26 protein-coding genes, 1 tRNA gene and 1 pseudogene are annotated in these 25,321 nt (G+C 64.4%); 21 read left to right on the top strand and 7 right to left on the bottom strand.

The features are described from left to right. Positions 1-103: 103 nt before the first annotated feature. The 11 genes from kdsD (at position 104) to VGL01_RS11275 (ending at position 9,451) form a co-directional block, all read left to right on the top strand. On the top strand, positions 104-1,087 hold the full coding sequence (kdsD, locus tag VGL01_RS11225; protein ID WP_331569258.1) for an arabinose 5-phosphate isomerase KdsD: 984 nt from the start codon (positions 104-106) through the stop codon (positions 1,085-1,087). Beyond that, positions 1,087-1,635, top strand: coding sequence for an HAD family hydrolase (locus VGL01_RS11230; protein WP_331569260.1), 549 nt, complete (start codon positions 1,087-1,089; stop codon positions 1,633-1,635). The genes kdsD and VGL01_RS11230 overlap by 1 nt, the downstream gene beginning before the upstream one ends. Further along, positions 1,632-2,231, top strand: a complete 600-nt coding sequence (lptC, locus tag VGL01_RS11235) for an LPS export ABC transporter periplasmic protein LptC (RefSeq protein ID WP_331569261.1) — start codon at positions 1,632-1,634, stop codon at positions 2,229-2,231. The genes VGL01_RS11230 and lptC overlap by 4 nt, the downstream gene beginning before the upstream one ends. A gap of 29 nt (positions 2,232-2,260) precedes the next feature. Further along, the gene (gene lptA, locus VGL01_RS11240; protein ID WP_331569263.1) at positions 2,261-2,923 is read left to right on the top strand and encodes a lipopolysaccharide transport periplasmic protein LptA; all 663 of its coding nucleotides are present in this window, start codon (positions 2,261-2,263) and stop codon (positions 2,921-2,923) included. A gap of 77 nt (positions 2,924-3,000) precedes the next feature. Continuing rightward, positions 3,001-3,726: an LPS export ABC transporter ATP-binding protein gene (lptB, locus tag VGL01_RS11245; RefSeq protein ID WP_173255154.1), complete on the top strand. Its 726-nt coding sequence runs from the start codon at positions 3,001-3,003 to the stop codon at positions 3,724-3,726. A gap of 179 nt (positions 3,727-3,905) precedes the next feature. Further along, entirely contained in the window at positions 3,906-5,411 is a 1,506-nt protein-coding gene (locus tag VGL01_RS11250) for an RNA polymerase factor sigma-54 (RefSeq protein ID WP_331569265.1), read from the top strand. A gap of 171 nt (positions 5,412-5,582) precedes the next feature. Continuing rightward, a complete protein-coding gene (hpf, locus tag VGL01_RS11255) occupies positions 5,583-5,939 on the top strand; it encodes a ribosome hibernation-promoting factor, HPF/YfiA family (RefSeq protein ID WP_173255078.1) in 357 nt (118 codons plus the stop codon). Between the two features lie 292 nt (positions 5,940-6,231). After that, positions 6,232-6,687, top strand: a complete 456-nt coding sequence (ptsN, locus tag VGL01_RS11260) for a PTS IIA-like nitrogen regulatory protein PtsN (RefSeq protein ID WP_331569267.1) — start codon at positions 6,232-6,234, stop codon at positions 6,685-6,687. 122 nt (positions 6,688-6,809) lie between these two features. Beyond that, positions 6,810-7,778, top strand: a complete 969-nt coding sequence (gene hprK, locus VGL01_RS11265) for an HPr(Ser) kinase/phosphatase (RefSeq protein WP_173255076.1) — start codon at positions 6,810-6,812, stop codon at positions 7,776-7,778. 95 nt (positions 7,779-7,873) lie between these two features. Next, positions 7,874-8,773 carry an RNase adapter RapZ gene (gene rapZ / locus VGL01_RS11270; RefSeq protein WP_331569269.1) on the top strand — a complete coding sequence of 300 codons (900 nt, stop codon included), beginning with the start codon at positions 7,874-7,876 and terminating at the stop codon, positions 8,771-8,773. A gap of 42 nt (positions 8,774-8,815) precedes the next feature. After that, positions 8,816-9,451 (top strand): LON peptidase substrate-binding domain-containing protein, encoded by a 636-nt coding sequence (locus VGL01_RS11275; protein ID WP_331569271.1) that lies wholly within the window; start codon positions 8,816-8,818, stop codon positions 9,449-9,451. Positions 9,452-9,512: 61 nt separating this feature from the next. On the opposite strand, the gene mutY is transcribed toward VGL01_RS11275, so the two are convergent. Continuing rightward, positions 9,513-10,646, bottom strand: a complete 1,134-nt coding sequence (gene mutY, locus VGL01_RS11280; RefSeq protein WP_414720227.1) for an A/G-specific adenine glycosylase — start codon at positions 10,644-10,646, stop codon at positions 9,513-9,515. A gap of 17 nt (positions 10,647-10,663) precedes the next feature. Next, positions 10,664-11,491 carry a bifunctional DNA-formamidopyrimidine glycosylase/DNA-(apurinic or apyrimidinic site) lyase gene (mutM, locus tag VGL01_RS11285; RefSeq protein WP_331569273.1) on the bottom strand — a complete coding sequence of 276 codons (828 nt, stop codon included), beginning with the start codon at positions 11,489-11,491 and terminating at the stop codon, positions 10,664-10,666. Between the two features lie 107 nt (positions 11,492-11,598). Between mutM and VGL01_RS11290 the strand changes: the two genes are divergently transcribed. From VGL01_RS11290 to pth, 7 genes are all read left to right on the top strand, one after another. Next, positions 11,599-13,443, top strand: coding sequence for a tetratricopeptide repeat protein (locus tag VGL01_RS11290; protein WP_331569275.1), 1,845 nt, complete (start codon positions 11,599-11,601; stop codon positions 13,441-13,443). Further along, positions 13,443-14,063: a lipoprotein insertase outer membrane protein LolB gene (gene lolB, locus VGL01_RS11295; protein WP_331569277.1), complete on the top strand. Its 621-nt coding sequence runs from the start codon at positions 13,443-13,445 to the stop codon at positions 14,061-14,063. The genes VGL01_RS11290 and lolB overlap by 1 nt, the downstream gene beginning before the upstream one ends. A gap of 31 nt (positions 14,064-14,094) precedes the next feature. Further along, positions 14,095-14,976 carry a 4-(cytidine 5'-diphospho)-2-C-methyl-D-erythritol kinase gene (gene ispE / locus VGL01_RS11300; RefSeq protein ID WP_331569279.1) on the top strand — a complete coding sequence of 294 codons (882 nt, stop codon included), beginning with the start codon at positions 14,095-14,097 and terminating at the stop codon, positions 14,974-14,976. Positions 14,977-15,029: 53 nt separating this feature from the next. Then, positions 15,030-15,106, top strand: a tRNA-Gln gene (locus VGL01_RS11305). A 39-nt stretch (positions 15,107-15,145) separates the two neighbouring features. Then, positions 15,146-16,102: a ribose-phosphate pyrophosphokinase gene (locus VGL01_RS11310; RefSeq protein ID WP_331569400.1), complete on the top strand. Its 957-nt coding sequence runs from the start codon at positions 15,146-15,148 to the stop codon at positions 16,100-16,102. 161 nt (positions 16,103-16,263) lie between these two features. Beyond that, the gene (locus VGL01_RS11315) at positions 16,264-16,881 is read left to right on the top strand and encodes a 50S ribosomal protein L25/general stress protein Ctc (protein WP_331569281.1); all 618 of its coding nucleotides are present in this window, start codon (positions 16,264-16,266) and stop codon (positions 16,879-16,881) included. Between the two features lie 136 nt (positions 16,882-17,017). Beyond that, positions 17,018-17,620 carry an aminoacyl-tRNA hydrolase gene (pth, locus tag VGL01_RS11320; RefSeq protein ID WP_331569283.1) on the top strand — a complete coding sequence of 201 codons (603 nt, stop codon included), beginning with the start codon at positions 17,018-17,020 and terminating at the stop codon, positions 17,618-17,620. A gap of 148 nt (positions 17,621-17,768) precedes the next feature. Here pth and VGL01_RS11325 read toward each other — a convergent pair. The 3 genes and pseudogenes from VGL01_RS11325 to rsmD form a co-directional block, all read right to left on the bottom strand. Next, positions 17,769-18,023: pseudogene (locus VGL01_RS11325) on the bottom strand (YfhL family 4Fe-4S dicluster ferredoxin); the annotation flags it as partial. A 79-nt stretch (positions 18,024-18,102) separates the two neighbouring features. Then, on the bottom strand, positions 18,103-18,606 hold the full coding sequence (gene coaD / locus VGL01_RS11330) for a pantetheine-phosphate adenylyltransferase (RefSeq protein WP_331569285.1): 504 nt from the start codon (positions 18,604-18,606) through the stop codon (positions 18,103-18,105). Between the two features lie 102 nt (positions 18,607-18,708). Continuing rightward, on the bottom strand, positions 18,709-19,323 hold the full coding sequence (gene rsmD / locus VGL01_RS11335) for a 16S rRNA (guanine(966)-N(2))-methyltransferase RsmD (RefSeq protein WP_331569286.1): 615 nt from the start codon (positions 19,321-19,323) through the stop codon (positions 18,709-18,711). 247 nt (positions 19,324-19,570) lie between these two features. Here rsmD and ftsY point away from each other — a divergent pair, with 247 nt between their 5' ends. Next, the gene (gene ftsY, locus VGL01_RS11340; protein WP_331569288.1) at positions 19,571-20,788 is read left to right on the top strand and encodes a signal recognition particle-docking protein FtsY; all 1,218 of its coding nucleotides are present in this window, start codon (positions 19,571-19,573) and stop codon (positions 20,786-20,788) included. Positions 20,789-20,815: 27 nt separating this feature from the next. On the opposite strand, the gene maiA is transcribed toward ftsY, so the two are convergent. Next, the gene (gene maiA, locus VGL01_RS11345; RefSeq protein WP_331569290.1) at positions 20,816-21,463 is read right to left on the bottom strand and encodes a maleylacetoacetate isomerase; all 648 of its coding nucleotides are present in this window, start codon (positions 21,461-21,463) and stop codon (positions 20,816-20,818) included. A 24-nt stretch (positions 21,464-21,487) separates the two neighbouring features. Then, the gene (locus tag VGL01_RS11350) at positions 21,488-22,204 is read right to left on the bottom strand and encodes a fumarylacetoacetate hydrolase family protein (RefSeq protein ID WP_331569292.1); all 717 of its coding nucleotides are present in this window, start codon (positions 22,202-22,204) and stop codon (positions 21,488-21,490) included. A gap of 140 nt (positions 22,205-22,344) precedes the next feature. On the opposite strand from VGL01_RS11350, the gene ybiB reads away from it, so the two are divergent. Both ybiB and leuA read left to right on the top strand, forming a co-directional pair. Then, a complete protein-coding gene (ybiB, locus tag VGL01_RS11355) occupies positions 22,345-23,313 on the top strand; it encodes a DNA-binding protein YbiB (protein WP_331569294.1) in 969 nt (322 codons plus the stop codon). A gap of 348 nt (positions 23,314-23,661) precedes the next feature. Continuing rightward, complete coding sequence (gene leuA, locus VGL01_RS11360) at positions 23,662-25,317, top strand: 2-isopropylmalate synthase (protein ID WP_331569295.1); 1,656 nt, start codon at positions 23,662-23,664, stop codon at positions 25,315-25,317. Positions 25,318-25,321: the final 4 nt, after the last annotated feature.

The raw sequence follows: 25,321 nt of genomic DNA on the forward strand, positions 1-25,321 counted from the left end.
GCGCGTTGAGAAGGGCGTACCTGCGCCTCAGGACGGCCCACCCGCGTGCCGAGGTTCGCGCAGGCTGGCCGGGCGCGGCGAACGCCTTTGTTATACTCCGCGAATGATAGCGAAAATCAATGGCAACCGGGCATTGGCGCTCGCCCGGGAGGTGCTCGAGATCGAGGCTGACGCCGTACGCGCCTTGCGCGATCGCATCGACGAAAGCTTCGTCACTGCGATCGATCTGCTTCTGAGCTGCCGCGGCCGTGTCGTGGTCTCGGGTATCGGCAAATCGGGGCATGTGGCTCGCAAGCTCGCGGCCACGCTCGCGAGCACGGGCACGCCGGCGTTTTTCGTGCATCCGGCCGAAGCGAGCCACGGTGACCTCGGCATGATCGCGGCCGACGATGTCTTCATCGCGCTGTCGAACTCGGGGGAATCGGAGGAGCTCGTTGCCATCCTGCCGCTCGTGAAGCGCATCGGTGCCAAGCTCATCGCCATGACGGGCCGTCCCGAATCGAGCCTCGCCCGCCTCGCGGACGTTCACCTCAACGCGGGTGTCGCGAAGGAAGCCTGTCCGCTCAATCTCGCGCCGACGGCGAGCACGACGGCCGCGCTCGCGCTCGGCGACGCGCTCGCGGTGGCCGTGCTCGATGCGCGCGGCTTCGGCGCCGACGATTTCGCGCGTTCGCACCCGGGCGGTGCCCTGGGCCGGCGGCTGCTCACCTACGTGCGCGATGTCATGCGTACCGGCGACCAGGTGCCGAAGGTTCCGACAGCCGCGACCGTGCGCGACGCCCTGTTCCAGCTCACGGCCAAGCGCATGGGGATGACGGCGATCGTGGACGAAGACGACCGCGTCGCGGGCATCTTCACCGACGGCGATTTGCGCCGTGTGCTCGAACGCACGGGCGACTTCCGCGAGCTGCCGATCGCCGATGTCATGACCCGCTCGCCGCGCGCGATCGGTGCGGACCGCCTGGCCGTGGAAGCCGTGGAACTGATGGAGCGCCACCGCATCAATCAGATGCTCGTGATCGACGACGCCGGCAAGCTGATCGGCGCGCTCAACATGCACGACCTCTTTTCGAAGAAGGTGATCTGATGACCGCAACACCGCTGAGCGCTACCGAACGCGCGAGCCGCGTGAAGCTGATGGTGTTCGACGTGGACGGCGTACTGACCGACGGCGCCTTGCACTTCACGGCCGAAGGCGACTACATGAAGTCGTTCAATTCGATGGATGGCCATGGGCTGAAGCTGCTGCGCGAAGCCGGCGTCGAAACGGCCATCATTACGGGACGGCGCTCGGAAATCGTGGCACGGCGCGCTGAAGAACTGCGCATTTCGCATCTTTACCAAGGGGTCGGCGAAAAGGCCGCGGTGCTCGCCGAACTGCTGCGGACAACGGGGGTTTCGGCCGACGCTTGCGGCTATATGGGCGACGATTGGCCCGACCTCGCGGCCATGCTCCAATGCGGCTTCGCGGCCGCTCCGGCCAACGCGCATCCCGAGGTGATCGCCCGCGCACATTGGATCTCGAAGGCGCGCGGCGGCTACGGTGCCGCCCGCGAACTCTGCGAGACGATCCTGCGCGCACAGCACCGCTACGACGCGCTGCTCGCAGCGGCATGCGGAGCGCGCGGCGCATGAATGCTTCACGCTTCACGTCGATGGTTTCACTCGTCGCGATGGCGGCACTGGCCGGCGGCACTTACTGGCTGCTGCAGGCAACCCGCCCGCCCGACGCGGCCGGGACCGCGGCTCCGAAGACCCATTCGCCCGACTATTTCGCCGATAACTTCTCGGTATCCGAGCTCGATAACTCGGGCTTGACACAGTACCGGCTCACCGCCACGCGCATGGTGCACTACGAGGACGACGAAAACAGCGACCTCACGCACCCCGCGATCCGCGCCTTCCAGCCCGGCAAGCCCGTCGTGACGGCGACGGGCGAGCGCGGCACCGTGAACGCCGATGCCTCGGTCGTCGATCTTTACGACAACGCGCGGATTCTGCGCGCGGCCGGCATGGGCGACCCGGAAATGCAGGCCGATTCGTCGCACTTTCGCGTGCTCGTGAACGACGATGTGATCGAGACGGAAAAGCCGGTTAAACTGCGGCGCGGCCAGTCCGTCATGACGGCCAGCGCGATGAAGTACAACAACGTCACCCGGTTCATGCAGCTCTTCGGCAACGTACGCGGCGCCATCGCCCCGTCGGAACAGTCCGGCAGCGCGCCGAAATGACCGGTTGATCCCAAACGTAGCGTGACCGCATGAACCCATCGTTCTTTTTTTCCGAGTACCGCCGCGCGCGCGCCTTTCTCAAGGCCGTGCTGCTGGCCGCCGTCTGCGGCGTCGGCCTCGGCGGCGCGCCGCTCGCACATGCCGAGCGCGCCGATCGCGACAAGCCGCTCAATATCGAAGCGGACAACATGACCTACGACGACCTCAAGCAGGTCAACATCTTTACGGGTCACGTGGTTGCCACGAAGGGCACGATCATCATCAAGGCCGACCGCGTCGAAGTGAAGCAGGACCCGCAAGGTTACCAATATGCGACGGGCACGATGACGGGCCACGGGCTCGCTTATTTCCGCCAAAAACGGGATGGCGTCGACGAATACGTCGACGGCACCGCTGAACGCATCGACTATGACGGCAAGCAGGACTTGACGACACTGACGACGAATGCGACGGTAAGGCGCTTGCAGGGCCTCTCGACGGTGATGGATCAGGTGCATGGCAGCGTCATCACCTATGACGGCCAGAAAGAGTTCTATACCGCGCGCGCGGGCAAGGACGTCGCGGGACCGGGCAATCCGACCGGACGCGTGCGCGCGATGCTCTCGCCGCGCAACGGCGCGCCGGGGCCGCTCAACGGCAGCCCCGCCACGCTCGCGCCGGCCACGGGAATTCAAGGGACACCGCAGCAGTGAATACGCTTTCCACTACCGAGGCAGGGGCGAATGCCGCCGCGCACGCCACCGCGCCCGCAAAAACGAGCTCGCTCGTCGTGCGCAACCTCAGGAAACGCTACGGTTCGCGCACCGTCGTGAAAGACGTCTCGCTCGATGTGAAAAGCGGCGAGGTGGTGGGGCTGCTCGGCCCCAACGGCGCGGGCAAGACCACATCGTTTTACATGATCGTCGGTCTCGTGCCGCTCGACGCGGGCGACATCATGCTCGACGGCAACCCGATCAGCTTCATGCCGATCCACAAGCGCGCGGCGCTCGGTCTTTCCTATCTGCCGCAGGAAGCGTCGGTGTTTCGCAAGCTGACCGTGGAACAGAATATCCGCGCCGTGCTCGAACTGCTGCATGACGAGAACGGCAAGCGGCTCGGGAAACAAGCCATCGAGGCCCGCACCGAGGCGCTGCTCGACGAGCTGCAGATCGGCCATCTGCGCGAAAACCCGGCGCTCTCGCTGTCCGGCGGCGAACGCCGGCGCGTGGAGATCGCGCGCGCGCTCGCGACGAATCCGAGCTTCATTCTGCTCGACGAGCCGTTTGCCGGCGTCGACCCGATCGCAGTGCTCGAAATCCAGAAAATCGTCAAATTCCTCAAGCAACGCAACATCGGCGTGCTGATCACCGATCACAACGTGCGTGAAACGCTCGGTATCTGCGATCACGCCTACATCATCAGCGATGGCAGCGTGCTCGCCGCCGGCGCGCCGCGCGAAATCATCGAAAACGAGAGCGTGCGGCGCGTCTATCTCGGCGAGCATTTCCGCATGTAACGCGTTCGGGCCGGGGCGCAGCACCCTGTCGGCCCGATCGGCCAGGCCCTGTCCGTCCGCCTGCAATTTTTACCCCCTCCCGCGCCCCGGCGCGCGCGGCCCGGCCTCCATCGGGAAAAACCGCGCGCGGCGAGGTTTCGCGCTTGTGGCAAAGTCTCTACAATGAAACCCAACTTGCCATGAAAGCCAGCCTTCAACTTCGCCTGTCGCAGCATCTTGCGCTGACCCCTCAACTGCAACAGTCCATTCGGCTGCTGCAGCTGTCCACGCTCGAACTGCAGCAGGAAGTGGCGATGGCCGTCGCGCAAAACCCCTTGCTCGAGAGCGAGGAAGAATGGATCGCGAGTCCGTTGCGCGTGGCGGGCGACGGCTCGGTGATCGCCCAGACGCCCGGGCCGAGCGCGCCGGAGCCGATGAGCGGCAACGCCTCGGACGGCGCGTCGGAGCGCGCGGGAACGAGCGACTCGGGTCCCTCGGACGAGTACAACGGCATGTCCTCGTCGGACAGCGGCGATGCGTCGCAGTGGAACCTCGACGACTACGGCCGCTCGTCGACACCGTCGGATGACGACGATCTGCCGCCGCTGCAGATCCACGAGCCGACCACAACCCTGCGCGACCATCTGATGGCCCAGTTGCGCGTCACGCAGGCAGGCCTGCGCGACCGGGCACTGATCACCTTCCTGATCGAATCGCTCGATGACGATGGCTACCTCACCGCGTCGCTCGACGAAGTGATCGCCGATCTGCCCGAAGAGCTGGAAGTCGATCTCGACGAGCTGAACGCCGCGCTCGCGCTGTTGCACAGCTTCGATCCGGCCGGCGTCGGTGCGCGCTCCGCCTCCGAATGCCTGCGGCTGCAGTTGCTGCGGCTGCCCGATACACCGACACGCAAGCTGGCCCTCGAGATCGTGGGGCAGCATCTCGAGTTGCTGGCCGCGCGCGATTTCACGCGTTTGAAGAAACAGCTGAAGACGACCGATGACGCGCTGCGCGAAGCGCACGCGCTGATCCGCTCGCTCGAGCCGTTCCCCGGCGCGGCCTACGGCAAAGCCGAAGCCGATTATGTGGTGCCGGATATCATCGTGAGAAAGACCGGCCAGGGATGGCAGGCCGAGCTGAACCCGGAAGTGGTTCCCCGGCTGCGGATCAACCACCTCTACGCGAACATCCTGCGCAACAACCGGGGCGACCCGGGCAGCGGCTCGTTGCGCCAGCAACTGCAGGAAGCCCGTTGGCTCATCAAGAACATCCAGCAGCGCTTCGAAACGATCCTGCGCGTCGCGCAGGCCATCGTCGAGCGTCAGAAGAGCTTTTTCGTGCACGGCGAAATCGCCATGCGCCCCTTGGTTTTGCGGGAAATAGCTGATACGCTGGGCTTACACGAATCGACGGTCTCGCGCGTCACTACCGGCAAGTACATGCTCACCCCATTCGGGACGCTGGAATTCAAGTACTTTTTCGGGTCGCACGTCTCGACCGACACAGGGGGGGCCGCCTCATCCACGGCCATTCGCGCGCTCATCAAGCAACTGATAGGAGCAGAAGACTCGAAAACGCCTCTTTCAGACAGCCGCATAGCCGAACTGCTGGCCGAACAGGGCTTCGTGGTAGCGCGTAGAACCGTCGCCAAATACCGCGAAGCGCTGAAGATCCCGGCAGTCAACCTGCGCAAGTCTCTGTAGCTTTCCGCGTTTACGCGGAAGGCATTTTCCGGCCGCGATGCCATTGGCGCGAAGGCCGGCCGAGACGACCCGCCGCTCGTCAGTCACGCGGGGTGATGTTCGAGCGGGCCGCTTTCCGACCGGTTACGCCGCGCCCATGCGCGTGAGAAGGCCATTTGTTTGGAGAGCACTATGAATCTGAAGATCAGTGGACGCCATCTCGAAGTAACGCCGGCACTGCGCGAATATGTGGTTACCAAGCTGGACAAGGTGCTACGACACTTCGATCAGGTGATTGATGGCAACGTGGTCCTCTCGGTCGACAATCAGAAGGAAAAGGACAAGCGGCAAAAAGTGGAAATCAATCTCCACCTAAAGGGCAAAGACATCTTCATCGAAAGCGCCAACGGCGATCTGTACGCCGCTATCGATCTCATGATCGACCGGCTCGATCGGCAGGTCATGCGCCACAAGGAGCGCATCCAGGAACATCAACACGACGCCATCAAGCACCAGGAGGCGCCGCTGGGCGAACAGCCGCAGCCCTGAGTCGAGCGGGCGGCACGCAGGACGCGCGCCGCTCACCCCGCGAAGCCGCCCTGAAACGGGCGGTTTTTTCATGCGTACGCCGCACCGCCCGGACCGCTCGAATTGCGCGTTCGTCCGCACGTTTGCGCAGTGCAACACCCTATCCGGCTGATTTATAATGTGCCGGTCATTTGCGGGGCAGCCGGCCAAGTCGCCGTTCGAGGCACGGGCCACGAATCCGACCGGCCCGGTCGAAACCGACAACCCGTCAGTTGCCGCGAGGAGCGCCCAGGCGACGCGTTAGCCTGCCAACATGAATCGTTTAGCCAAATTCCTTCCCCTCGAAAACGTCGTCATCGAACTATCCGTCACGAGCAAGAAGCGCGTATTCGAGCAAGCGGGGCTGATTTTCGAAAACCAGAACGGAATCGCACGCAGCGCAGTGACGGACAACCTGTTCGCGCGCGAACGCCTCGGCTCGACAGGTCTCGGCGAAGGTGTCGCCATTCCGCACGGCCGGATCAAAGGCCTCAAGCAGCCGCTCGCCGCCTTCGTGCGCCTGGAGCAGCCGATTCCATTCGAAGCCCCGGACGGCCAGCCCGTTTCGCTCCTGATCTTCCTGCTCGTACCCGAGCAGGCCACGCAGCAGCACCTCGAAATCCTGTCCGAGATCGCCCAGTTGCTCTCCGATCGCGAAACGCGCGAACGACTGCATACGGAAGCAAGCCACGAGGAGTTGCATCGGCTGCTCACCCAGTGGCACCCTTGACACTATCGTGAACTCGCCCGGGAGGGCATTCGCACACGGCCCGGACGCGCAGCCTGTCGATCGGCGGCGCGCGTCGACGGCCGGCGGGTTGTAGCAGTCTATTTGGACGGAGTCAGGGATTCATGGATACTTCCAGCATCAACGCCCAGAGCATCTTCGACGACAACGCAGCCTCGCTCAAATTGAGCTGGCTGACGGGGCATGAAGGCTGGGAACGCGGCTTTTCGGCGGAGACCGTCGCCAATGCAACCTCGAGCGCGGATCTCGTCGGCCACCTGAACCTCATCCATCCGAACCGGATCCAGGTGCTGGGCGATGCCGAGGTCAATTACTATCAGCGGCAAACGGACGAGGACCGCTCGCGCCATATGGCGGAGCTGATCGCGCTCGAGCCGCCGTTTCTCGTCGTGGCGGGAGGAGTTGCCGCGCCGCCCGAACTCGTGCTGCGCTGTACGCGCTCATCGACGCCGCTTTTCATGACGCCGGTGTCGGCCGCCGCCGTCATCGACAATCTGCGCCTTTACATGTCGCGCATTCTTGCTCCGCGCGCGACGCTGCATGGCGTATTTCTCGACATCCTGGGCATGGGCGTATTGCTGACCGGCGACTCCGGTCTCGGCAAAAGCGAACTCGGTCTCGAACTCATCAGCCGCGGCCACGGACTCGTGGCCGATGACGCGGTCGATTTCGTCCGACTCGGCCCCGATTTCGTCGAAGGCCGTTGCCCGCCGCTGTTGCAAAACCTGCTCGAAGTGCGCGGCCTCGGCTTGCTCGACATCAAGACGATTTTCGGCGAAACGGCGGTGCGCCGGAAGATGAAGCTGAAACTGATCGTCCAGCTCGTACGCCGCCCCGACGGCGAGTTCCAACGGCTGCCGCTCGAAAGCCAGACGGTCGACGTGCTGGGCCTGCCGATCAGCAAAGTCACGATCCAGGTGGCCGCCGGGCGCAACCTCGCCGTGCTCGTCGAGGCCGCGGTGCGCAATACCATCCTGCAGTTGCGCGGTATCGACACGCTGCGCGATTTCATGGACCGCCAACGCCTCGCCATGCAGGATCCTGACAGCCAACTGCCCGGCAAGCTCATGTGATCGATGGCCGGACCGGCGCATGCCGCGCCCGGCCCATTGTCCGCTCGAACGAGGCCCAATGCTGGTGATATGATGAGATGAACGAGTCTTCTCCCATGCGTATAGTCCTGATCACCGGCATTTCCGGCTCCGGCAAATCTGTCGCACTGAACGCGCTCGCGGACGCGGGGTATTACTGCGTCGACAACCTGCCGCCGCGCTTTTTGCCGTCGCTCGTGCAATACCTGGCGACCGAGGACGACGGGCAGGAGCGGCTCGCGGTCGCCATCGATGCCCGTTCGAGCGCCTCGCTCGACGAGATGCCCGGCATCATCCGCGATCTGGCCAGCGAACACGATGTGCGCGTGCTGTTCCTCAATGCGAGCACCCAATCGCTGATCCAGCGCTTCTCCGAAACGCGGCGCCGTCATCCGCTTTCGGGCACGCCGGCGCACGATGCCGATGTCGGATTGCTCGCCTCGCTCGAAGAAGCGATCGAGCGGGAGCGGCACCTGGTTGCGCCGCTCGCGGAGTTCGGGCATCAGATCGATACGAGCAGCTTGCGCGCGAACGTGTTGAGGGCGTGGGTGACCCGCTTCATCGAAGATCAGCGCGAGGGCTTGATGCTGATGTTCGAATCGTTCGGGTTCAAGCGCGGCTTGCCGCTCGACGCCGACTTCGTATTCGATGTGCGCGCTTTGCCGAACCCGTACTACGATGACCGTCTGCGTCCGCTCACCGGACGCGATAAGCCTGTCATCGATTACCTCGATGCACTGCCGATCGTCCACGAGATGATCGACGATATTCATACCTTCGTGATGAAATGGCTGCCGCGGTTCCGCGACGACAATCGCAGCTACCTGACCGTCGCGATCGGATGCACGGGCGGGCAGCACCGCTCCGTGTTCATCGCGGAGACGCTCGCCGCGCGTCTTGCCCGCGAAGCGACGGTCATCGTGCGGCACCGGGACGCGCCGGTTCAAATCGGCGAATCGTCGAGACTAGTGGCTTAACCCGCCGCGCCCAAGGCAGCGGCTCTTTCGAAGCGTTGCGCCATGTCCTCCAATCCTGCCGTCTACGCCGATCTACCGCTCTTTCCCCTGCACACGGTACTGTTCCCGGACGGGGTTTTGCCGCTGAAGATTTTCGAGGCTCGCTATCTCGACATGGCACGAACGTGCTTGCGCGAGGATGCCCCCTTCGGCGTGTGCCTGCTGAAAAGCGGAAGCGAAGTGGCGCACGGCGACGAGCCCGCCGTGCCCGAAGCGGTCGGCTGTCTCGCGCGCATCGAGCATTGCGATGTCGACGAGTTCGGCATGCTACACGTTCGCGCCCGCGGCACCGGGCGCTTCCGGCTGCTCTCGCACCGGGTGGAACCGAGCGGTCTGCTCGTCGGCATGGCCGAGCCGCTCGCCCAGGACATTCCGCTCGAAGGCGCCGACGCCCTGGCGAAGTTCGGTGCCTGCGCGGAGGTGCTCGAACGCATCATCGAAACGCTTCGCGAGCGCGACCCGGAGTGTCAGCCGTTCGGCGAGCCGCTGCGTTTCGACGATCCCACGTGGGTCTCGAATCGCCTCTCGGAAGTGTTGCAAATCCCCTTGCGGGCGCGCCAGAGACTCATGGAGCTCGTCGACGTCAACGCGCGCATCGATTGCGTCCACCACTATATGCAGCAGCATCAGCTGCTCTAGCCGGCCGGAGGATGTTCGAACCGCGCTGTGCTATCGAATGGCTCGCTATGGGGCCCCTGCGTCATAGTAACGAGCCCTTGAGGCCCTTGAGCCCCTCGAGCAGCTTGCGCACCGGCGCCGGCACGCCGTAGGCGTCGAGTTCGTCCAGTGGCACCCATGCGCTCTCTTCGTCGCGCAGCTCGCGCGCACCTTGCGGCGCGCGCATATCGTAGTCGGCCACGCGCGGCTCGATATCGAGCTTGAAATGCGTGAACGTATGCGTGAGCGGCGCGAGGCGAGCCAGCGTGTTCGCCGCGCCGAGTTCGCCCGCGCGTACGGCGAGCGCGGCTTCATCGGCCGCTTCGGGCAAGCTCCATAGTCCGCCCCAGATGCCCGTGGGCGGACGCCGTTCGAGCAGCACGGCGGGCCCGTCGCGCAATATCAACATCCAGGTGCGGCGAGTCGGAATCGTCTTTTTCGGGCGCGCGACGGGCAGCTCGCGCTGCCGCCCCGTCAAGTTGGCCACGCATTCGGCGGCAAACGGACAGTGCGCGCAATCGGGTTTGCCGCGTACGCACAGCGTCGCGCCGAGATCCATCAGACCTTGGGTGTAGGCACTCACTTGGGCGCTGCTGGCGTCCGCGCCGGGCATCAGCGTCTCGGCCAGCGCCCACATGGCTGTCTCCACGCGTTTGTCGCCCGGAAATCCGTCGATGCCGAAGATGCGGGCGAGCACACGCTTGACGTTGCCATCGAGGATCGTCGCACGCGCGCCGAATGCGAACGAGGCGATCGCCGCCGCAGTCGATCGGCCAATGCCGGGCAATGTCGCGAGCGCGTCCGGCGACGCCGGAAATTCGCCGCCATGCTGTGCGACGACGACTTGGGCGCAGCGGTGCAGATTGCGTGCACGGGTGTAGTAGCCGAGGCCCGCCCAAAGCGCCATGACGTCGTCGACGTTCGCCGCGGCCAGCGCGGCGACATCGGGAAAGCGCGAGAGGAACCTGGCGTAGTAGGGAATCACCGTTGCGACTTGCGTCTGTTGCAACATGATCTCGGAGAGCCAGATTCGATAAGGGTCGCGCGTGTTTTGCCACGGCAGGTCGTGGCGGCCGTGCCGGCGCTGCCAGGCGATGAGGCGCTCGGCAAAGACGGCATGCATCCCGACTGGGGCAGGCGCCGTGCAATCGGGCGCGATGAGAGCAGGGTCGGACATGAGAGAAAATGTTGGGTTCAGCGCTGGCAATGCGCACAGAAATAGGTCGAGCGCTGCCCCTGCACGAGATGCCGGATAGGCGTGCGGCAAACGCGGCACGGCAAGCCGGCCCGGTCGTAGACATGGCAATCGAGCTGGAAGTAGCCGCTTTCGCCGTCGCTGCCGACGAAATCGCGCAGCGTGCTGCCGCCGCGCTCGATCGCCGCGGCAAGCGTGGCGCACACCGCTTGGGCAAGCCGCTCGCAGCGCGCGCTCGACAGGCGACCGGCCGCGGTCGTCGGCCGGATGCCTGCTCGAAACAGGCTCTCGGAAGCGTAAATGTTGCCGACGCCGACGACGATGTCCCCCGCCAGGAGCGCCTGCTTGATCGATACCTTGCGCCCGCGCGTGCGCTGGTGAATCAGCGCGCCCGTGAATTCGGGCGAGAACGGTTCGACCCCGAGGCCAGCCAACAGCGGATGAGTATCGATGCTGCCCGCGGTACGCGGATGCCAAAGGACGGCCCCGAAGCGGCGCGGATCGCGGTAGCGCAGCACGAATTCGTCGAAGACCCAGTCGATATGGTCATGTCTGGCTGGCGCCGGGATGCCGGCGTTCGGCAAAACGCGCAACGTGCCCGTCATGCCGAGATGGACGATGAACCAGCCGGCGTCGATCTCGAACAGCAGATACTTGCCGCGCCGCCCCACTGCCCTGATCTGCTGCCGGGCCAGCGTGACCGCCAGTTGCGCCGGAATGGGCCAGCGCAAAGCCGGCGTGCGCACGTCGACGCGCTCGACGCGGCGCCCGCGCACGTAAGGCTCGATACCGCGGCGGGTCACTTCGACTTCTGGCAGCTCTGGCATGTCAATTGGCTGTGAATCACTGGAGATAGGGCGCTACTTGCGCGGTCGAATCTGCGTGTATTGTAGCGAGCGCGTTACAATCGACCGAAACCCTCGAACGGATCTCCATGATTTTGTCCCTGAAGCTGCCTTCGACGCGCCCGGACAGCGTGCGCTCAGCCCGACGCGGCGCACCCGTCGGCCGGATCGCCGCGGGCCTTGTCGCCGCATTCGCGCTCGCCGCGTATCCCGCGTTCGCACAAGATCCGGCGCCGTCCGACGATTCGGCCACGGCCTCTTCGAGCACCGATCTTTTCTCGTCCTCGCTGCCCGAGGAAACGAAAGGTTTGCCGGACGTGCCGCTCACGAGCCAGATCGTTTTCCAGGTACTGGCGGCGGAAATCGCATTGCAGCGCAATGAACCGGCGCCGGCTTACCAGACGTATCTGGCGCTCGCTCGGGACACCCACGATCCGCGCATGGCGCAGCGCGCCGCCGAAATCGCCATTGCGGCACAAAGCCCGGCCGATGCGCTCGCCGCCGCGCAGCTGTGGCGGCAATACGCGCCCAGCTCCGAGCGCGCCGCGCAGCTCGACGCGTCGCTGCTCGTGCTGTCGGGCAAGCCCGACGAGGCCGAACCGATGCTCGCGGCCGAGTTGGCGAAGGTCCCCGCCGCGGAGCGCGGCAGCTCGATCCTCGCGCTCCAGGTCCTGCTCTCGCGCGGGCCCAACCGCGTGGGCGGATTGCATGTGCTGCAGGATCTGTTGAAGCACGACCTCGATCGGCCCGAGGCATTGACGGCGATCGGCCGCCAGCAATTGCTGGCCGACGACCAGCCGGGCGCTCGGACTTCGTTGGTGCAGGCGCTCAAGCTCAAGCCCGATTACCTGCCCGCGGCGCTCGCACTCGCTCAAATGGGCCCGGAGGCGCGCAACGACGCGATCGCCTCGTTCGAGTCGGTCGTGAAGCAAAACCCGAAATCGCACGATGCGCGGCTCGCGCTGGCGCAGCTCTATCTATCGAGCGAACGCGTCGAAGATGCCCAAAAGCAGTTCGAAGCGATGCATAGCCTCGATCCGCACGACCCCACACCGCTAATGGCGTTAGGTCTCATCAAAATCCAGCAAAAGCAGTACGACGCGGCTCGGAAATACCTGAAGCAGTACGCCGATCTGACGGAGAAGACGCCGGGTGCCGATGCCGGGCAGGCTTACATCTTTCTCGCGCAGTTGGCCATCGAGCAGAAAGACGAGGCGCAAGCCGCCAAGTGGCTCGACAAGGTCACGCCGGACAGCCCGCGCTATGTTTCGGCGCGTGTCACGCGCGCGCAGTTGCTCGCCAAGCAAGGCAAGACCGACGATGCGCGCAAGATGCTCGCCGATCTGCAAAGCCCCGATCCTCGCGCGCAGGCGCTCATCGCGCGCACCGACGCCGCGATCCTGTTCGACGCGAAGCGTTACGGCGAGGCCGAAGCGCGCCTCACGGCCGCTAACGACGCGTTCCCCGACGATCCCGAAATCCTCTACGACCTTGCCATGGCCGCGGAGAAAACCGGGCATTTCGACCTCATGGAGTCGAAGCTGCGCCAGCTCATCAAGGACCAGCCCGACAATCCCCAAGCTTATAACGCACTCGGTTATTCGCTTGCGGACCGCAATCAACATCTCGACGAAGCCGAAAAGCTGATCGAGAAAGCTTCCTCGCTCGCGCCGAACGATGCGTTCATCATGGACAGCCTGGGTTGGGTCAAGTACCGCCGTGGCGACACGAACGACGCTGCGCGGCTTTTGCGCAAGGCATACGATCTGCAGCCGAACGCCGAAATCGGCGCGCACCTCGGCGAGGTGCTCTGGAAGAGCGGAGATCAGGCCAAAGCGAAGGCCGCCTGGCGCGACGCCCGCAAGCTCGAGCCCGATAACGATACGCTCGTGAAGACGCTCAAACGCTTCCAGGTCAACACCAACGATCTCTGATGGCTTTTTGTTTCCCCCTTCGTTCTTCCCTTCGTTCGTTCGTCGCGGCGGCATTTGCGGTCGCGGCGATTTCCGGTTGCTCGGTCGCGCCGACGCGCGGGCCCTCTACGTCGAACGCGGCCACATCGCTTTCCACACAGACGAACCGCGCCTACCGGGGCCGCTTCTCGGTCAGGTACACCGATGTCAACGGCCGGCCCCGGAATGCGTATGGCAACTTCGACTGGCAGGAGCAAGGCGACACGGTCACGCTGCAGCTGCTGAACCCGTTCGGCCAGACGCTCGCGATCGTGACGTCGTCACCCTCCGCCGCGACGCTCGAGCTGCCGAATCGCCAACCGATGACGGCTGACGACGTAGGGACGCTGATGCGCAACGCGCTCGGCTTTTCGCTGCCGGTCGAAGGCCTGCGCTATTGGTTGCAACCGTCGCCGGCGCCGACTTCGCACGCGAAGACGGTGCCCGATCCGCAGGTCCAGTCGCGCCTCAAGGAGATCGACCAGGACGGTTGGACCATCCAGTACGTGAGCTACGCCGATGCACCGGAAACCGGCGTCAAACGCGTCGATCTGACGCGCCGCGAGCCGCCGCTGGACATCAAGCTGGTCCTGGACCGATGACATCTCCCCGCGCGAACCCTGAACGCGAAGCATGATCGAAACGACCGAATCGCTGCGGGACTGTCCGGCCCCCGCCAAGCTCAATCTGTTCCTGCATATCACGGGCCGTCGGCCGGACGGCTATCACGCGCTCCAATCGGTGTTTCAGCTGCTCGATTGGGGCGATACGCTGCATTTCACGCTGCGCGCTGACGGCGAGATACGCCGCCGGAACGCCATTGCCGGAGTGCCTGAGGAAAGCGATCTCGTCGTCCGCGCGGCGAAGCTGCTCAAAGCGCAAACGGGGACCCGCCTCGGGGTCGATATCGACATCGAGAAACGGCTGCCGATGGGTGCCGGCCTGGGCGGCGGCAGCTCCGATGCGGCAACGACGCTGCTCGCGCTGAATCGGCTCTGGAAGCTCCGCTTGTCGCGTGAAACGCTCTGCTCGCTCGGGCTCACGCTCGGCGCCGACGTTCCGTTTTTCGTCTTCGGCCGCAACGCGTTCGCCGAAGGCGTCGGCGAGGCCCTGCGGCCCGTCGCCCTGCCGTCGCGCTACTTCCTCGTCGTCACGCCTAAAGTCCATGTGCCGACCGCAGCGATTTTCTCCGACAAGTCGTTGACACGCAATTCGGAACCCGTCACAATTACGGACTTTCTCGCACAGCAAAGTTGCGATGCAAGATGGCCTGACAGCTTCGGCCGGAATGACATGCAGCCCGTTGTCGTGGGAAAATACGCGGAAGTCGCGCAGGTGCTGGAGTGGTTTGATCGCGTCGCACCCGCGCGGATGACTGGATCGGGTTCAAGCGTTTTTGCCGCCTTCACCAGCATCGCCGAAGCGGAAGCGGCACAAGCCAAACTGCCAGCAGGTTGGACGAGCGCCGTGGTACGGAGTCTGGATACGCATCCACTCCTCGCTTTCGCGTCATGAGTTTTCGCCTCGCCGGAGGTCAATCGCAATCCGGCGAAGCTCAGAGTCAGTGTAGGGGAGTCGCCAAGTTGGTCAAGGCACCGGATTTTGATTCCGGCATGCGAGGGTTCGAGTCCTTCCTCCCCTGCCAAACATTCCCGCAGTCCCCGCCTCCAGCAGCAGGTGCATGATGAGCAGCCATGACGGCCTAATGGTTTTTACTGGCAACGCGAATCCGGCGCTTGCGCAAGAAGTCGTCAGAATTCTCGGCATACCGCTCGGCAAAGCCATGGTCAGCCGTTTTTCGGACGGCGAGATCCAGGTCGAGATCCAGGAGAACGTGCGCGGCAAGGATGTCTTCGTGCTCCAGTCCACCTGTGCGCCCGCGAACGACAATCTGATGGAGCTGATGATCATGGTCGATGCGCTCAAGCGCGCCTCGGCCGGTCGCATCACCGCCGCCATCCCCTACTTCGGCTATGCCCGCCAGGATCGCCGCCCGCGCTCGGCGCGCGTGGCGATTTCGGCGAAGGTCGTGGCGAACATGCTGGAAATCGCCGGTGTCGAGCGGATCATCACGATGGATCTGCACGCCGACCAGATTCAAGGCTTCTTCGACATTCCGGTCGATAACATCTATGCGACGCCGGTGCTGCTGGGCGATCTGCGCAAGCAGAACTACGAGAACCTGCTCGTGGTATCGCCCGACGTCGGCGGTGTGGTACGGGCGCGTGCGCTCGCGAAACAGCTCAATTGCGATCTGGCCATCATCGACAAGCGCCGTCCTAAAGCGAACGTCGCCGAAGTGATGAACATCATCGGCGAAGTCGAGGGCCGGACCTGCGTGATCATGGACGACATGGTCGATACGGCCGGTACGCTGTGCAAAGCCGCACAGGTGCTCAAAGAGCGCGGCGCGAAGCAGGTCGTCGCTTACGCAACGCACCCGGTGCTATCCGGCGGCGCAGCCGAGCGGCTGACGAATTCCGAGCTCGACGAGCTCGTCGTGACGGACACGATTCCGCTCAGCGACGAATCGCGCGGTTGCGAGAAAATCCGCTCGCTCTCGTGCGCGGGGCTGCTGGCGGAGACGTTCTCGCGCATCCGCCGCGGCGATTCGGTGATGTCGCTGTTCGCCGAAAGCTGAGTATCGCAAACAAGACATGACTGAAGGCGCTGCTTCGTGCAGCGCCTTTGGCTTGAGAGGCACCTTCCTATCGGATGTGCCGCGTTACCATGGGGCTCATGCGCCAAATGCGCCAATGCCCCGTTTCACTGCCTGGTCGCGGGCAGTTATGGAGATTGAACATGAAAGTCGTCGCTTTCGAGCGCAACAAGCAAGGTACGGGTGCGAGCCGCCGCCTGCGCAATTCCGGCAAGACGCCGGGAATCGTGTATGGCGCCAACAGCGAGCCGCAACTGGTCGAACTCGATCACAACGCCCTCTGGCACGCCCTGAAGAAGGAAGCGTTCCACTCGTCGATCCTCGATCTCGAAGTGGCCGGCAAGTCGCAAGCCGTGCTGCTGCGCGATGTGCAATATCATCCGTTCCGTCAGATCGTGCTGCACGTGGACTTCCAGCGCGTCGATGCGAACAAGAAGCTGCATACGAAGGTGCCCGTGCACTTCATGAACCAGGAAACGAACCCTGCCGTGAAGCTCGGCGGCGCGGTGATCTCGCACGTCGTGACCGAAGTGGAAATCGAGTGCCTGCCTGGCGATCTGCCTGAATACGTGGAACTCGATCTCGCGAAGATCGAAGCGGGCCAGTCGCTGCACGCGAAGGACATCGTATTGCCCAAGGGCGTGTCGCTGACGGCTCACATCGAAGCGGAAAATCCCGTGATCGCCGCTGCTGCGGTGCCGGCCGGTGCCGTGTCGAGCGAAGCCGCTGCCGAAGGCGAAGGCGAGACGCCGGCAGCCTAAGGATTTCGTCGATCGATATCCTCTCGATCCGTTTCAATGGGACGGACGACGTGACCCGCCGCGGCATGCCCGGCGGGTTTTTTTTGTCATCTTTCGGCCGGTGGCTATAGCTGAGGGCTGATGGCTGAGACGAACCATGATCAAGCTGATCGTCGGGCTCGGTAACCCGGGCGCCGAATACACCGCGACACGCCACAATGCGGGCTTCTGGCTCGTCGATCAACTCGCGCGTGACGCCGGCGCCACGCTGCGCGACGAGCGGCGCTTTCATGGCTTTTATGCCAAAGCGCGACTGTTCGGCGAAGAGGTCCATCTGCTCGAACCGCAAACCTACATGAACCGCTCGGGTCAGTCGGTCGTCGCGCTCGCGCATTTCTTCAAGATACTGCCCGACCAGATCCTCGTCGCTCACGACGAACTCGATCTGCCGCCCGGCGCCGTCAAGCTCAAACTCGGCGGTGGGAGCGGCGGTCATAACGGCCTCAAGGACATTTCAGCGCATCTCTCGTCGCAGCAGTATTGGCGCCTGCGCATCGGCATCGGACATCCGCGCGACCTGATTCCCGAGGCTGCGCGCGCGGGCGCAAAACCCGATGTCGCGAACTATGTGTTGAAGCCTCCCCGCAAGGAAGAGCAGGAAGATATCGATACGGCGGTCGAACGGGCGCTAGCCGTCATGCCGCATGTGGTGAAAGGGGAATTGGAGCGGGCGATGATGCAGTTGCATCGCGCGGCGTGACGCGGTGCGTGTGGTGACGTCCCCTCGACTGCTGCGCGTGTAAGCGGGACGACACAAGCACACAAGCCGCGAATCAGCCGGCCTTGTTATCGGCGTCGTTCTCGTTCTTGTTTGCGCTGTTATCCCCGCTGCCGCCGCCATTCGGTGCAGCGGCTTTCGCTGCCTGCAGGTTGCGGTATTTGACGAGCAGTTCCTCGGCGCTTTCCATGTGTTGCGGATCGCGAGGAATGCATTCGACGGGGCAAACCTGCTGACATTGCGGCTCATCGAAATGGCCAACGCATTCGGTGCACTTCGACGGGTCGATCACATAGATCTCCGGTCCCATCGAGATTGCGTCGTTCGGGCACTCGGGCTCGCACACGTCGCAATTGATGCATTCGTCGGTAATAATCAGGGCCATACTGCCGCAACCTTCCTGAAAGATTCCACATTATAGCTTCGCCGTTCCAGGCCCGATCGACGGCGTAAGGCTGCGAGCGTCACGGCGCCGGGGAATGCGGCCCCATCTGGGCGACCTTCTCCTTGAGCCACTTTTCGACCGACGGGAACACGAACTTGCTCACGTCGCCGCCCAGCTGTGCAATCTCGCGCACGATCGTGCCCGAAATGAACTGGTACTGATCCGACGGCGTCATGAACATCGTTTCCACGTCAGGCAGCAGATAGCGGTTCATGCCGGCCATCTGGAACTCGTATTCGAAATCGGAGACCGCGCGCAGGCCTCGCACGATCACGCGTGCGTTGTTTGCCCGTACGAAGTCCTTGAGCAGCCCGCTGAAGCTCATGATCTGCACATTGGAATAATGCCCAAGCACCTCTTGAGCGATGTCCAGCCGCTCTTGCAGCGTGAAAAACGGCTTCTTGTTGCGGCTGTCCGCAACACCGACCACGAGCGTGTCGAATATGCTCGCCGCGCGGCGCACGAGGTCCTCATGACCCCGGGTGAGCGGGTCGAACGTACCCGGGTACACGGCGACTACCATGGACATCTCCTCTCGTTATCCGTCGGGGCGCCCCGCCATTCGCGGGCCGCTGCGGACCGGGAGCGGCTCCGTGCCCGCCCGGTATCGCGTTCGAAACGGGCATTATTCATCATTTTCGCGCTGCAGCAAATGATAGTGGACCGCGCCGGCCTTGCCGCGGCGGACAATGCTCCACCCGCCGAGCAGCGGCTCCTCTTCGTCGAGCGGCTCGCCCGACTCGACATACAGCCAGCCGTCGTCCGCGACGAGCGGCAGGGCGAGCTCCAACGCACGCGAGAGCATCCCCTCGCCGAAGGGCGGATCGAGAAAAACGACGTCGAACGAGCGCGGAGCGAGGCTCCCGGCCAGCTTCAGGCCATCGGCCTCGGCGATCTCGATCGCGCGAGCGGCCAAACGCGCCTGGTTCTCGCGTAGCTGCCTCGCGGCGCGCGCGTTGCGCTCGACCATCACGACCCGCTCGGCCCCACGCGATGCCGCTTCGAACCCCAGCGCACCGCTGCCCGCGAACAGGTCCAGGCAACGTTGACCGTCGAGCCGCTGGCCCAGCCAATTGAAGAGCGTTTCCCGGACGCGGTCGGGCGTCGGGCGCAGGCCTTCGAGATCGAGCACGGGCAACGGCGTGCGCTTCCAGTCGCCGCCGATGATACGGACGGTATGACCTTTGCCGCGGGCGGCTGATTGCTGCGGCGTGCGCGAATGAGAAGTGGAGCGAGGCATCGAACGGAACTCGAGTGAAACGGGCAAGCGCACACGACGACAGCGCCGCTCAGTACGCAACGGCGCCCACGTTACCACAGCATCTACCCTGACGCGCCGTTCGGCGCGGGCGACGCGAGCCGCCTCGACGGCGCCTGATAAAATAGCCATCTTTTGCCGCGCAGCGCGGGCGGCGTCATTTGCCCCGCCCGCGACAGGCGCCACCGCAAGCGTCGCGGCGCACCAAGCCCAATCCACCGTCCAGGCCATGTTCAGTTTTTTCAAGCGATTCAAGGGCTCGAAAGCGCCCGAAACCGTCGAGGCGCCCCCCGCGCCCGCCGCCGAAGAACCGGCCGTCGAGCCTGCGCCGGCACCCGCGCCGGCGCAGGTAACTCCTGGTACGCCCACCGTCGACGCTGTGCGCGCGCCGCAAGCCGAGCCGGGACCCGAGCCGCAGCCGGCTCAGCCGCCGCTGCACGCTGTCTCCGGCGCCGGGGCGCAACCAACCCCCGAGCGAACGGAGCCTTTGGACGAGTCCGCAAACGAGGTCGTCGAGATCGTCCCTCCCCCCGCCCCCGAGCCTGCCGCAAAGCAATCATGGCTTTCACGGCTGAAGGCCGGCCTGTCGAAGACGAGCGCAGGGCTGACCGGTATTTTCGTCGGGACGAAGATCGACGATGCGCTCTACGAGGAGCTCGAAACCGCGCTGCTGATGTCGGATGCCGGCGTCGAAGCGACGGAATACCTGCTCGGGGCCCTACGCGAGAAGGTCCGTGCCGAACGCCTCACCGATCCGCAGCAAGTGAAATGGGCCCTGCGTTCGCTGCTCGTCGAGCTACTGAGTCCGCTCGAAAAGTCGTTGATGCTGGGACGTGCGCAGCCGATGGTCATGATGATCGCCGGCGTCAACGGCGCCGGAAAAACCACGAGCATCGGCAAGCTGGCCAAACATTTGCAACGGTTCGAGCAGTCGGTGTTGCTCGCGGCCGGCGATACCTTCCGCGCTGCCGCCCGTGAACAACTCGCGATCTGGGGCGAGCGCAACAACGTGACCGTCGTATCGCAGGAAAGCGGCGACCCGGCGGCCGTGATTTTCGATGCGGTAAGCGCTGCGCGCGCTCGCAAGGTCGATATCGTGATGGCCGATACGGCAGGTCGTCTGCCCACGCAGCTTCATTTGATGGAGGAACTGCGCAAGGTCAAACGCGTGATCGGCAAAGCGATGGAGGGCGCGCCGCAAGAGGTGTTGCTCGTGATCGATGCCAACACGGGGCAGAACGCGCTCGCGCAAGTGAAGGCCTTCGACGATGCGCTTTCACTGACCGGCCTCATCGTCACGAAACTCGACGGAACCGCGAAAGGCGGCATTTTGGTCGCGATCGCGCGCCAACGGCCGGTGCCCGTCTACTTCATCGGCGTGGGAGAGAAAGTCGAGGACTTGCAGCCCTTCAGCGCAGAAGAATTTGCCGACGCCCTGCTCGGCTGAACATGCCGCCGGCGGTCGGCCGCGGCCTCACTCCGCGTCCGGCTGCGCTCCGGACGCGGCACGCGCAAACGCATCGAGCCCGCTTGCGTGCTCGTAAAGACGCTGCAACGTCGGATAGGGCGCGATATCGATCTTGAACCGCAGCGCGTTGAATACTTGCGGCACGAGGCAAACATCGGCGAGCGTCGCCGTATCGCCGAATACGAACGTGCCTGTACGCGGATCGGCCGATAGCCGTGCCTCCAGCGAAGCGAACCCGTTTTCGATCCAATGCCGGTACCAGCCGTTCTTGGCCTCCTCGGAAACGCCCATCTCGCGCACGAGATAGCGCAGCACGCGCAGATTATCGAGCGGATGGATCTCGCAGGCGATCTGCAAGGCAATGGCCCGCACATACGCGCGATCCGCGGCCGCCGCGGGCAAAAGCGGTGGATTCGGATGCGTTTCCTCGAGATACTCGATGATCGCGAGCGACTGCTGCAATACCACGTCGTCGCCGTCCACGAGCGTCGGCACGATGGCGTCCGGACTGAGCTTGCGGTAATCGGCCGTGAGCTGCTCGCCGCCCGCGCGCAGCAGATGAACGGGCATGTACTCGTACGGCAGGTTCTTCAAATTGAGCGCAATGCGCACTCGGTATGCGGCCGAACTCCGAAAGTAGCTGTAAAGCTTCATGGTCGACTCCGACGATGCGCACGGTCACACAACGCGTACGCTGAATTCTCCGAGACCCTCGATGCCGCCCCTCATCGAATCGCCCTTGACGATCGCGCCCACACCTTCGGGTGTCCCCGTAAAGATCAGATCGCCGGCGTTCAACTCGAACAACGTCGACAAATAAGCGATCGTTTCCGGTGTCGACCAGATCAATTGTGATACATCGGAGCGCTGTTTCTCGGTGCCGTTCACCTCGAGCCAGATGGCGCCCCGATCGATGTGGCCAACTCGCGCGACGGGGTGGATCGGGCCGATCGGCGCCGAACGATCGAAGCCTTTTGCGGTCTCCCAGGGCCGTCCCAGCTTTTTCGCTTCGGCCTGGAGATCGCGCCGCGTCATGTCGAGCCCGAGCGCATAGCCGTAGACGTGCTCGAGCGCGCGCTCGACGGGAATGTCTCGACCGGCCTTGCCGATCGCAACGACGAGCTCCATTTCGTAATGGACATTGGTCGAACACGACGGATACGGAAATTCGCCCGTTGCGCCCGGCGCCACGTTCAGGACCGCGTCGGCCGGCTTCGAGAAAAAGAACGGCGGCTCGCGGTCCGGGTCATGGCCCATTTCGCGCGCGTGCGCCTCGTAATTGCGTCCGACGCAATAGATGCGGCGCACGGGGAAGCGCCGGCCGGTGCCCGCAGCGGCGGTCGTTTCCGCGACCGGCACCGAGACGGTGGGCGCCGGAGCAAACACATAATCCATTCCCCTCTCCCTGCAATGAAAGAAAAGAGTTTAACGCGCGTGCAGGTGCCACGGCTTGCAAGATCGCGGCGAATGCGGTACTCAATGAGGTTGCACAGCCTACTTACTTCGACGGGTTCTCGTCGCACCCGCTTCCTGTCATGACTGAATCCGCCGCCTCGCCGGGCACCTTTGCCTGCGCCCGTTTCATCAAGGAAATCGGACGCGGTCCGAACGGAGCCCGCGCGCTCTCGCCCGAAGACACGCACGCGTTGTATAGCGCGATGCTCGATGGCCGCGTCTCGGATATCGAGCTCGGCGCGGTGATGCTCGCCTACCGGCTCAAAGGCGAGACGGCTGCGGAACTCGCCGCCATGCTCGAGGCCGCGCAAGCGTCGTTCGCGTTACTGCGCGTGCCGGCCGGTGAGAGCCGGCCCGTCTCCATTCCGAGCTACAACGGCGCGCGCAAGCAGCCCAACCTGGTGCCGCTGCTCGCGCTGCTGCTCGCGCGCGAGGGCGTACCGACGCTCGTGCACGGCGTGAGCGAGGATGCCGGGCGGGTGACGAGCGCAGAGATTTTCGCGAGGCTGGGCATCGCGCCGGCCAAGTCCCATCCCGAGATCGAGGCCCAATTGGCCAGCCGCGCGCTCGCCTTCGCGCCGATCGAGGTGCTGGCGCCGAAGCTCGCGCGCCTTTTGGCGCTGCGCCGGATCATGGGCGTGCGCAATTCGACGCATACGCTCGTGAAAATCCTGCAGCCGTTTTCGTCTCCGGGCCTGCGGCTCGTCAACTATACGCATCCGGAGTATCGCGAGAGCCTCGCCGAACTCTTCGCCGGCCATCCGGCAGCCGCCGTGGGCGGAGCGTTGCTCGCACGCGGCACCGAGGGCGAGGCTGTAGCCGACACGCGCCGCCAAGTCCAGATCGACTGGCTGCACGACGGCGTGGCCGAAACGCTCGTCGCGGCCGAGCGCAGTTCCTCCGAAGCGCAACCGGCCGCTCTGCCCGAATCGCGCGATGCGGACACGACCGCGGCGTGGACCCAGGCCGTGCTGGACGGCCGGCAGCCCGTGCCGCCGACGCTCGCGCGCCAGGTGGAGACGATCGTAAGGGTCGCGCGGCAGGATTAGCCGAACGGCGACGGTTGACAGCGTCGCCGTCGCTGACATACAGTGCGCTTCATGCGTTCCATTTCGAACACCCTCCGAATTACCTCCGGCCGACTAGCGCGGCCTCTATCGCTACGACTAGCGTAAGCCAGCCGTAGCGCCGCGTGTCGTTTGCGCGGTCCTCCTGCAGTTCCCGCAGTTCCGTTTCGCCCAAACCGCAGTTCCCTACAAACCGTAGTCGTCAGCATTCGGCCGAATACCGTTCGGGCGAATCGCGAAATGCGCCGGCGCGTTGTGCGCCCCGGCACGGCTGGCCAGCCGCCGAGCCTGCCTCGCGTTTCGCAGACGACGCAACGAACGAGGTTCGCCATGCTCCGCAATCCCGCCGGGAAGTACCGACCGTTTCAGCCTGTTCGCCTCGCCACGCGCAAGTGGCCGAGCCGGACGATCGAGTCCGCGCCGATCTGGATGAGTACCGATCTTCGCGACGGCAATCAGTCGCTGATCGACCCGATGACGATCGAGCAGAAGCTCGAGTTCTTCGAGATGCTCATTGCTATCGGGTTCAAGGAGATCGAGGTCGGCTTCCCGTCGGCATCGCAAACGGACTTCGACTTCGTACGCAGGCTGATCGACGAGCAGCGGATTCCTGAGGACGTGACGATCGAAGTCCTCGTGCAGTCACGCGCCGATCTCATCGCGCGCACATTCGAAGCGCTCGAAGGCGCCCCACGCGCCATCGTCCATCTGTACAACGCGATCTGCCCCTCGTTCAGGCGCATCGTGTTCGATGCTTCGAAGGAAGACGTCAAAGCGCTCGCCGTCGAGGGCACACGGCTCATCAAGGAAGAGGCGCAACGACGGCCCGGCACGCGGTGGACGTTTCAATACTCGCCCGAGACGTTCAGCATGACCGAGCTCGCCTTCGCGCGTGAAGTCTGTGACGCTGTCGCGCAAACCTGGGCGCCGACGCGCGAGCACAAGATGATCCTGAATCTTCCGGCCACGGTCGAAGCCGCCACGCCCAATGTGTTCGCCGACCAGATCGAATGGATGGATCGCAACCTTGCCTGGCGCGACAGCATCGTGCTCTCGGTGCATCCGCACAACGATCGCGGCACGGCAGTCGCAGCGGCCGAGCTGGCGTTGCTCGCGGGAGCCGAGCGCATCGAAGGGTGCCTGTTCGGCAACGGCGAGCGCACGGGCAACGTCGATCTCGTGACGCTTGCGCTGAACCTTTATACGCAAGGCATCGATCCGGGCCTCGATTTCTCCGATATCGACGCGGTGCGCCGCGTCGTGGAGCGTTGCAACGCAATACCCGTCCATCCGCGCCACCCCTACGCGGGCGATCTCGTCTTCACAGCCTTCTCCGGCTCGCACCAGGATGCGATTCGCAAAGGCTTCGCGCGGCGATCGGCCGAGGCGGTTTGGGAAGTGCCCTACCTGCCCGTCGATCCGGCGGACCTCGGTCGCAGCTACGATGCGGTCATACGCGTGAACAGCCAATCGGGCAAAGGCGGCTCGACATTCCTGCTCGAGCGCGGGCTCGGCTTTGCGCCACCGCGCCGCCTGCAAATCGAATTCAGTCATGTCGTGCAGCAAATCGCCGATGAATCCGGCGTCGAAGTCACGGGTGAAGCGATCTGCGAACGGTTCGCCCGCGAATATCTCGGCGTGCGGGGACCGGCCACGCGCACCGACGCCGCCACGGTGCGCTGGCAGCGTCGCGAAGTGGCCCGTATAGGCGAGGACCCGGCGCATGCGCAAGGCGATGCACTCGTCGAAGCGGTGGCGTGCGCGCTCAGCGCCGAGGCCGCCTGCCCGATCGATGTCTGCTCCTACGAGACTGCACGCACGGCCGACGGCGGCTGGGCCGCGTTCGTCGGCTGTCGTGCGGGCAGCGCGCCGCTGCGTTTCGGCGTCGGCGTGCATGCCGATGCCGCGACGGCCGCGGTGGACGCGCTCATCAGCGCGGTGAACAGGTTCGAGTGGAGCGACGACGAGCGTCAGGCCGCAGCGTGAGACG

Origin of the sequence: Trinickia sp., from assembly GCF_036503415.1 — a bacterium.
Classification (GTDB): Bacteria; Pseudomonadota; Gammaproteobacteria; order Burkholderiales; family Burkholderiaceae; genus Trinickia.

Excerpts from the sequence above, each read along its gene's own strand:
- kdsD (WP_331569258.1), top strand. The coding sequence starts at position 104 with ATGATAGCGAAAATCAATGGCAACCGGGCATTGGCGCTCGCCCGGGAG.
- VGL01_RS11230 (WP_331569260.1), top strand. The coding sequence starts at position 1,087 with ATGACCGCAACACCGCTGAGCGCTACCGAACGCGCGAGCCGCGTGAAG.
- lptC (WP_331569261.1), top strand. The coding sequence starts at position 1,632 with ATGAATGCTTCACGCTTCACGTCGATGGTTTCACTCGTCGCGATGGCG.
- lptA (WP_331569263.1), top strand. The coding sequence starts at position 2,261 with ATGAACCCATCGTTCTTTTTTTCCGAGTACCGCCGCGCGCGCGCCTTT.
- VGL01_RS11250 (WP_331569265.1), top strand. The coding sequence starts at position 3,906 with ATGAAAGCCAGCCTTCAACTTCGCCTGTCGCAGCATCTTGCGCTGACC.
- hpf (WP_173255078.1), top strand. The coding sequence starts at position 5,583 with ATGAATCTGAAGATCAGTGGACGCCATCTCGAAGTAACGCCGGCACTG.
- ptsN (WP_331569267.1), top strand. The coding sequence starts at position 6,232 with ATGAATCGTTTAGCCAAATTCCTTCCCCTCGAAAACGTCGTCATCGAA.
- hprK (WP_173255076.1), top strand. The coding sequence starts at position 6,810 with ATGGATACTTCCAGCATCAACGCCCAGAGCATCTTCGACGACAACGCA.
- rapZ (WP_331569269.1), top strand. The coding sequence starts at position 7,874 with ATGCGTATAGTCCTGATCACCGGCATTTCCGGCTCCGGCAAATCTGTC.
- VGL01_RS11275 (WP_331569271.1), top strand. The coding sequence starts at position 8,816 with ATGTCCTCCAATCCTGCCGTCTACGCCGATCTACCGCTCTTTCCCCTG.
- mutY (WP_414720227.1), bottom strand. The coding sequence starts at position 10,646 with ATGTCCGACCCTGCTCTCATCGCGCCCGATTGCACGGCGCCTGCCCCA.
- mutM (WP_331569273.1), bottom strand. The coding sequence starts at position 11,491 with ATGCCAGAGCTGCCAGAAGTCGAAGTGACCCGCCGCGGTATCGAGCCT.
- VGL01_RS11290 (WP_331569275.1), top strand. The coding sequence starts at position 11,599 with ATGATTTTGTCCCTGAAGCTGCCTTCGACGCGCCCGGACAGCGTGCGC.
- lolB (WP_331569277.1), top strand. The coding sequence starts at position 13,443 with ATGGCTTTTTGTTTCCCCCTTCGTTCTTCCCTTCGTTCGTTCGTCGCG.
- ispE (WP_331569279.1), top strand. The coding sequence starts at position 14,095 with ATGATCGAAACGACCGAATCGCTGCGGGACTGTCCGGCCCCCGCCAAG.
- VGL01_RS11310 (WP_331569400.1), top strand. The coding sequence starts at position 15,146 with ATGAGCAGCCATGACGGCCTAATGGTTTTTACTGGCAACGCGAATCCG.
- VGL01_RS11315 (WP_331569281.1), top strand. The coding sequence starts at position 16,264 with ATGAAAGTCGTCGCTTTCGAGCGCAACAAGCAAGGTACGGGTGCGAGC.
- pth (WP_331569283.1), top strand. The coding sequence starts at position 17,018 with ATGATCAAGCTGATCGTCGGGCTCGGTAACCCGGGCGCCGAATACACC.
- coaD (WP_331569285.1), bottom strand. The coding sequence starts at position 18,606 with ATGGTAGTCGCCGTGTACCCGGGTACGTTCGACCCGCTCACCCGGGGT.
- rsmD (WP_331569286.1), bottom strand. The coding sequence starts at position 19,323 with ATGCCTCGCTCCACTTCTCATTCGCGCACGCCGCAGCAATCAGCCGCC.
- ftsY (WP_331569288.1), top strand. The coding sequence starts at position 19,571 with ATGTTCAGTTTTTTCAAGCGATTCAAGGGCTCGAAAGCGCCCGAAACC.
- maiA (WP_331569290.1), bottom strand. The coding sequence starts at position 21,463 with ATGAAGCTTTACAGCTACTTTCGGAGTTCGGCCGCATACCGAGTGCGC.
- VGL01_RS11350 (WP_331569292.1), bottom strand. The coding sequence starts at position 22,204 with ATGGATTATGTGTTTGCTCCGGCGCCCACCGTCTCGGTGCCGGTCGCG.
- ybiB (WP_331569294.1), top strand. The coding sequence starts at position 22,345 with ATGACTGAATCCGCCGCCTCGCCGGGCACCTTTGCCTGCGCCCGTTTC.
- leuA (WP_331569295.1), top strand. The coding sequence starts at position 23,662 with ATGCTCCGCAATCCCGCCGGGAAGTACCGACCGTTTCAGCCTGTTCGC.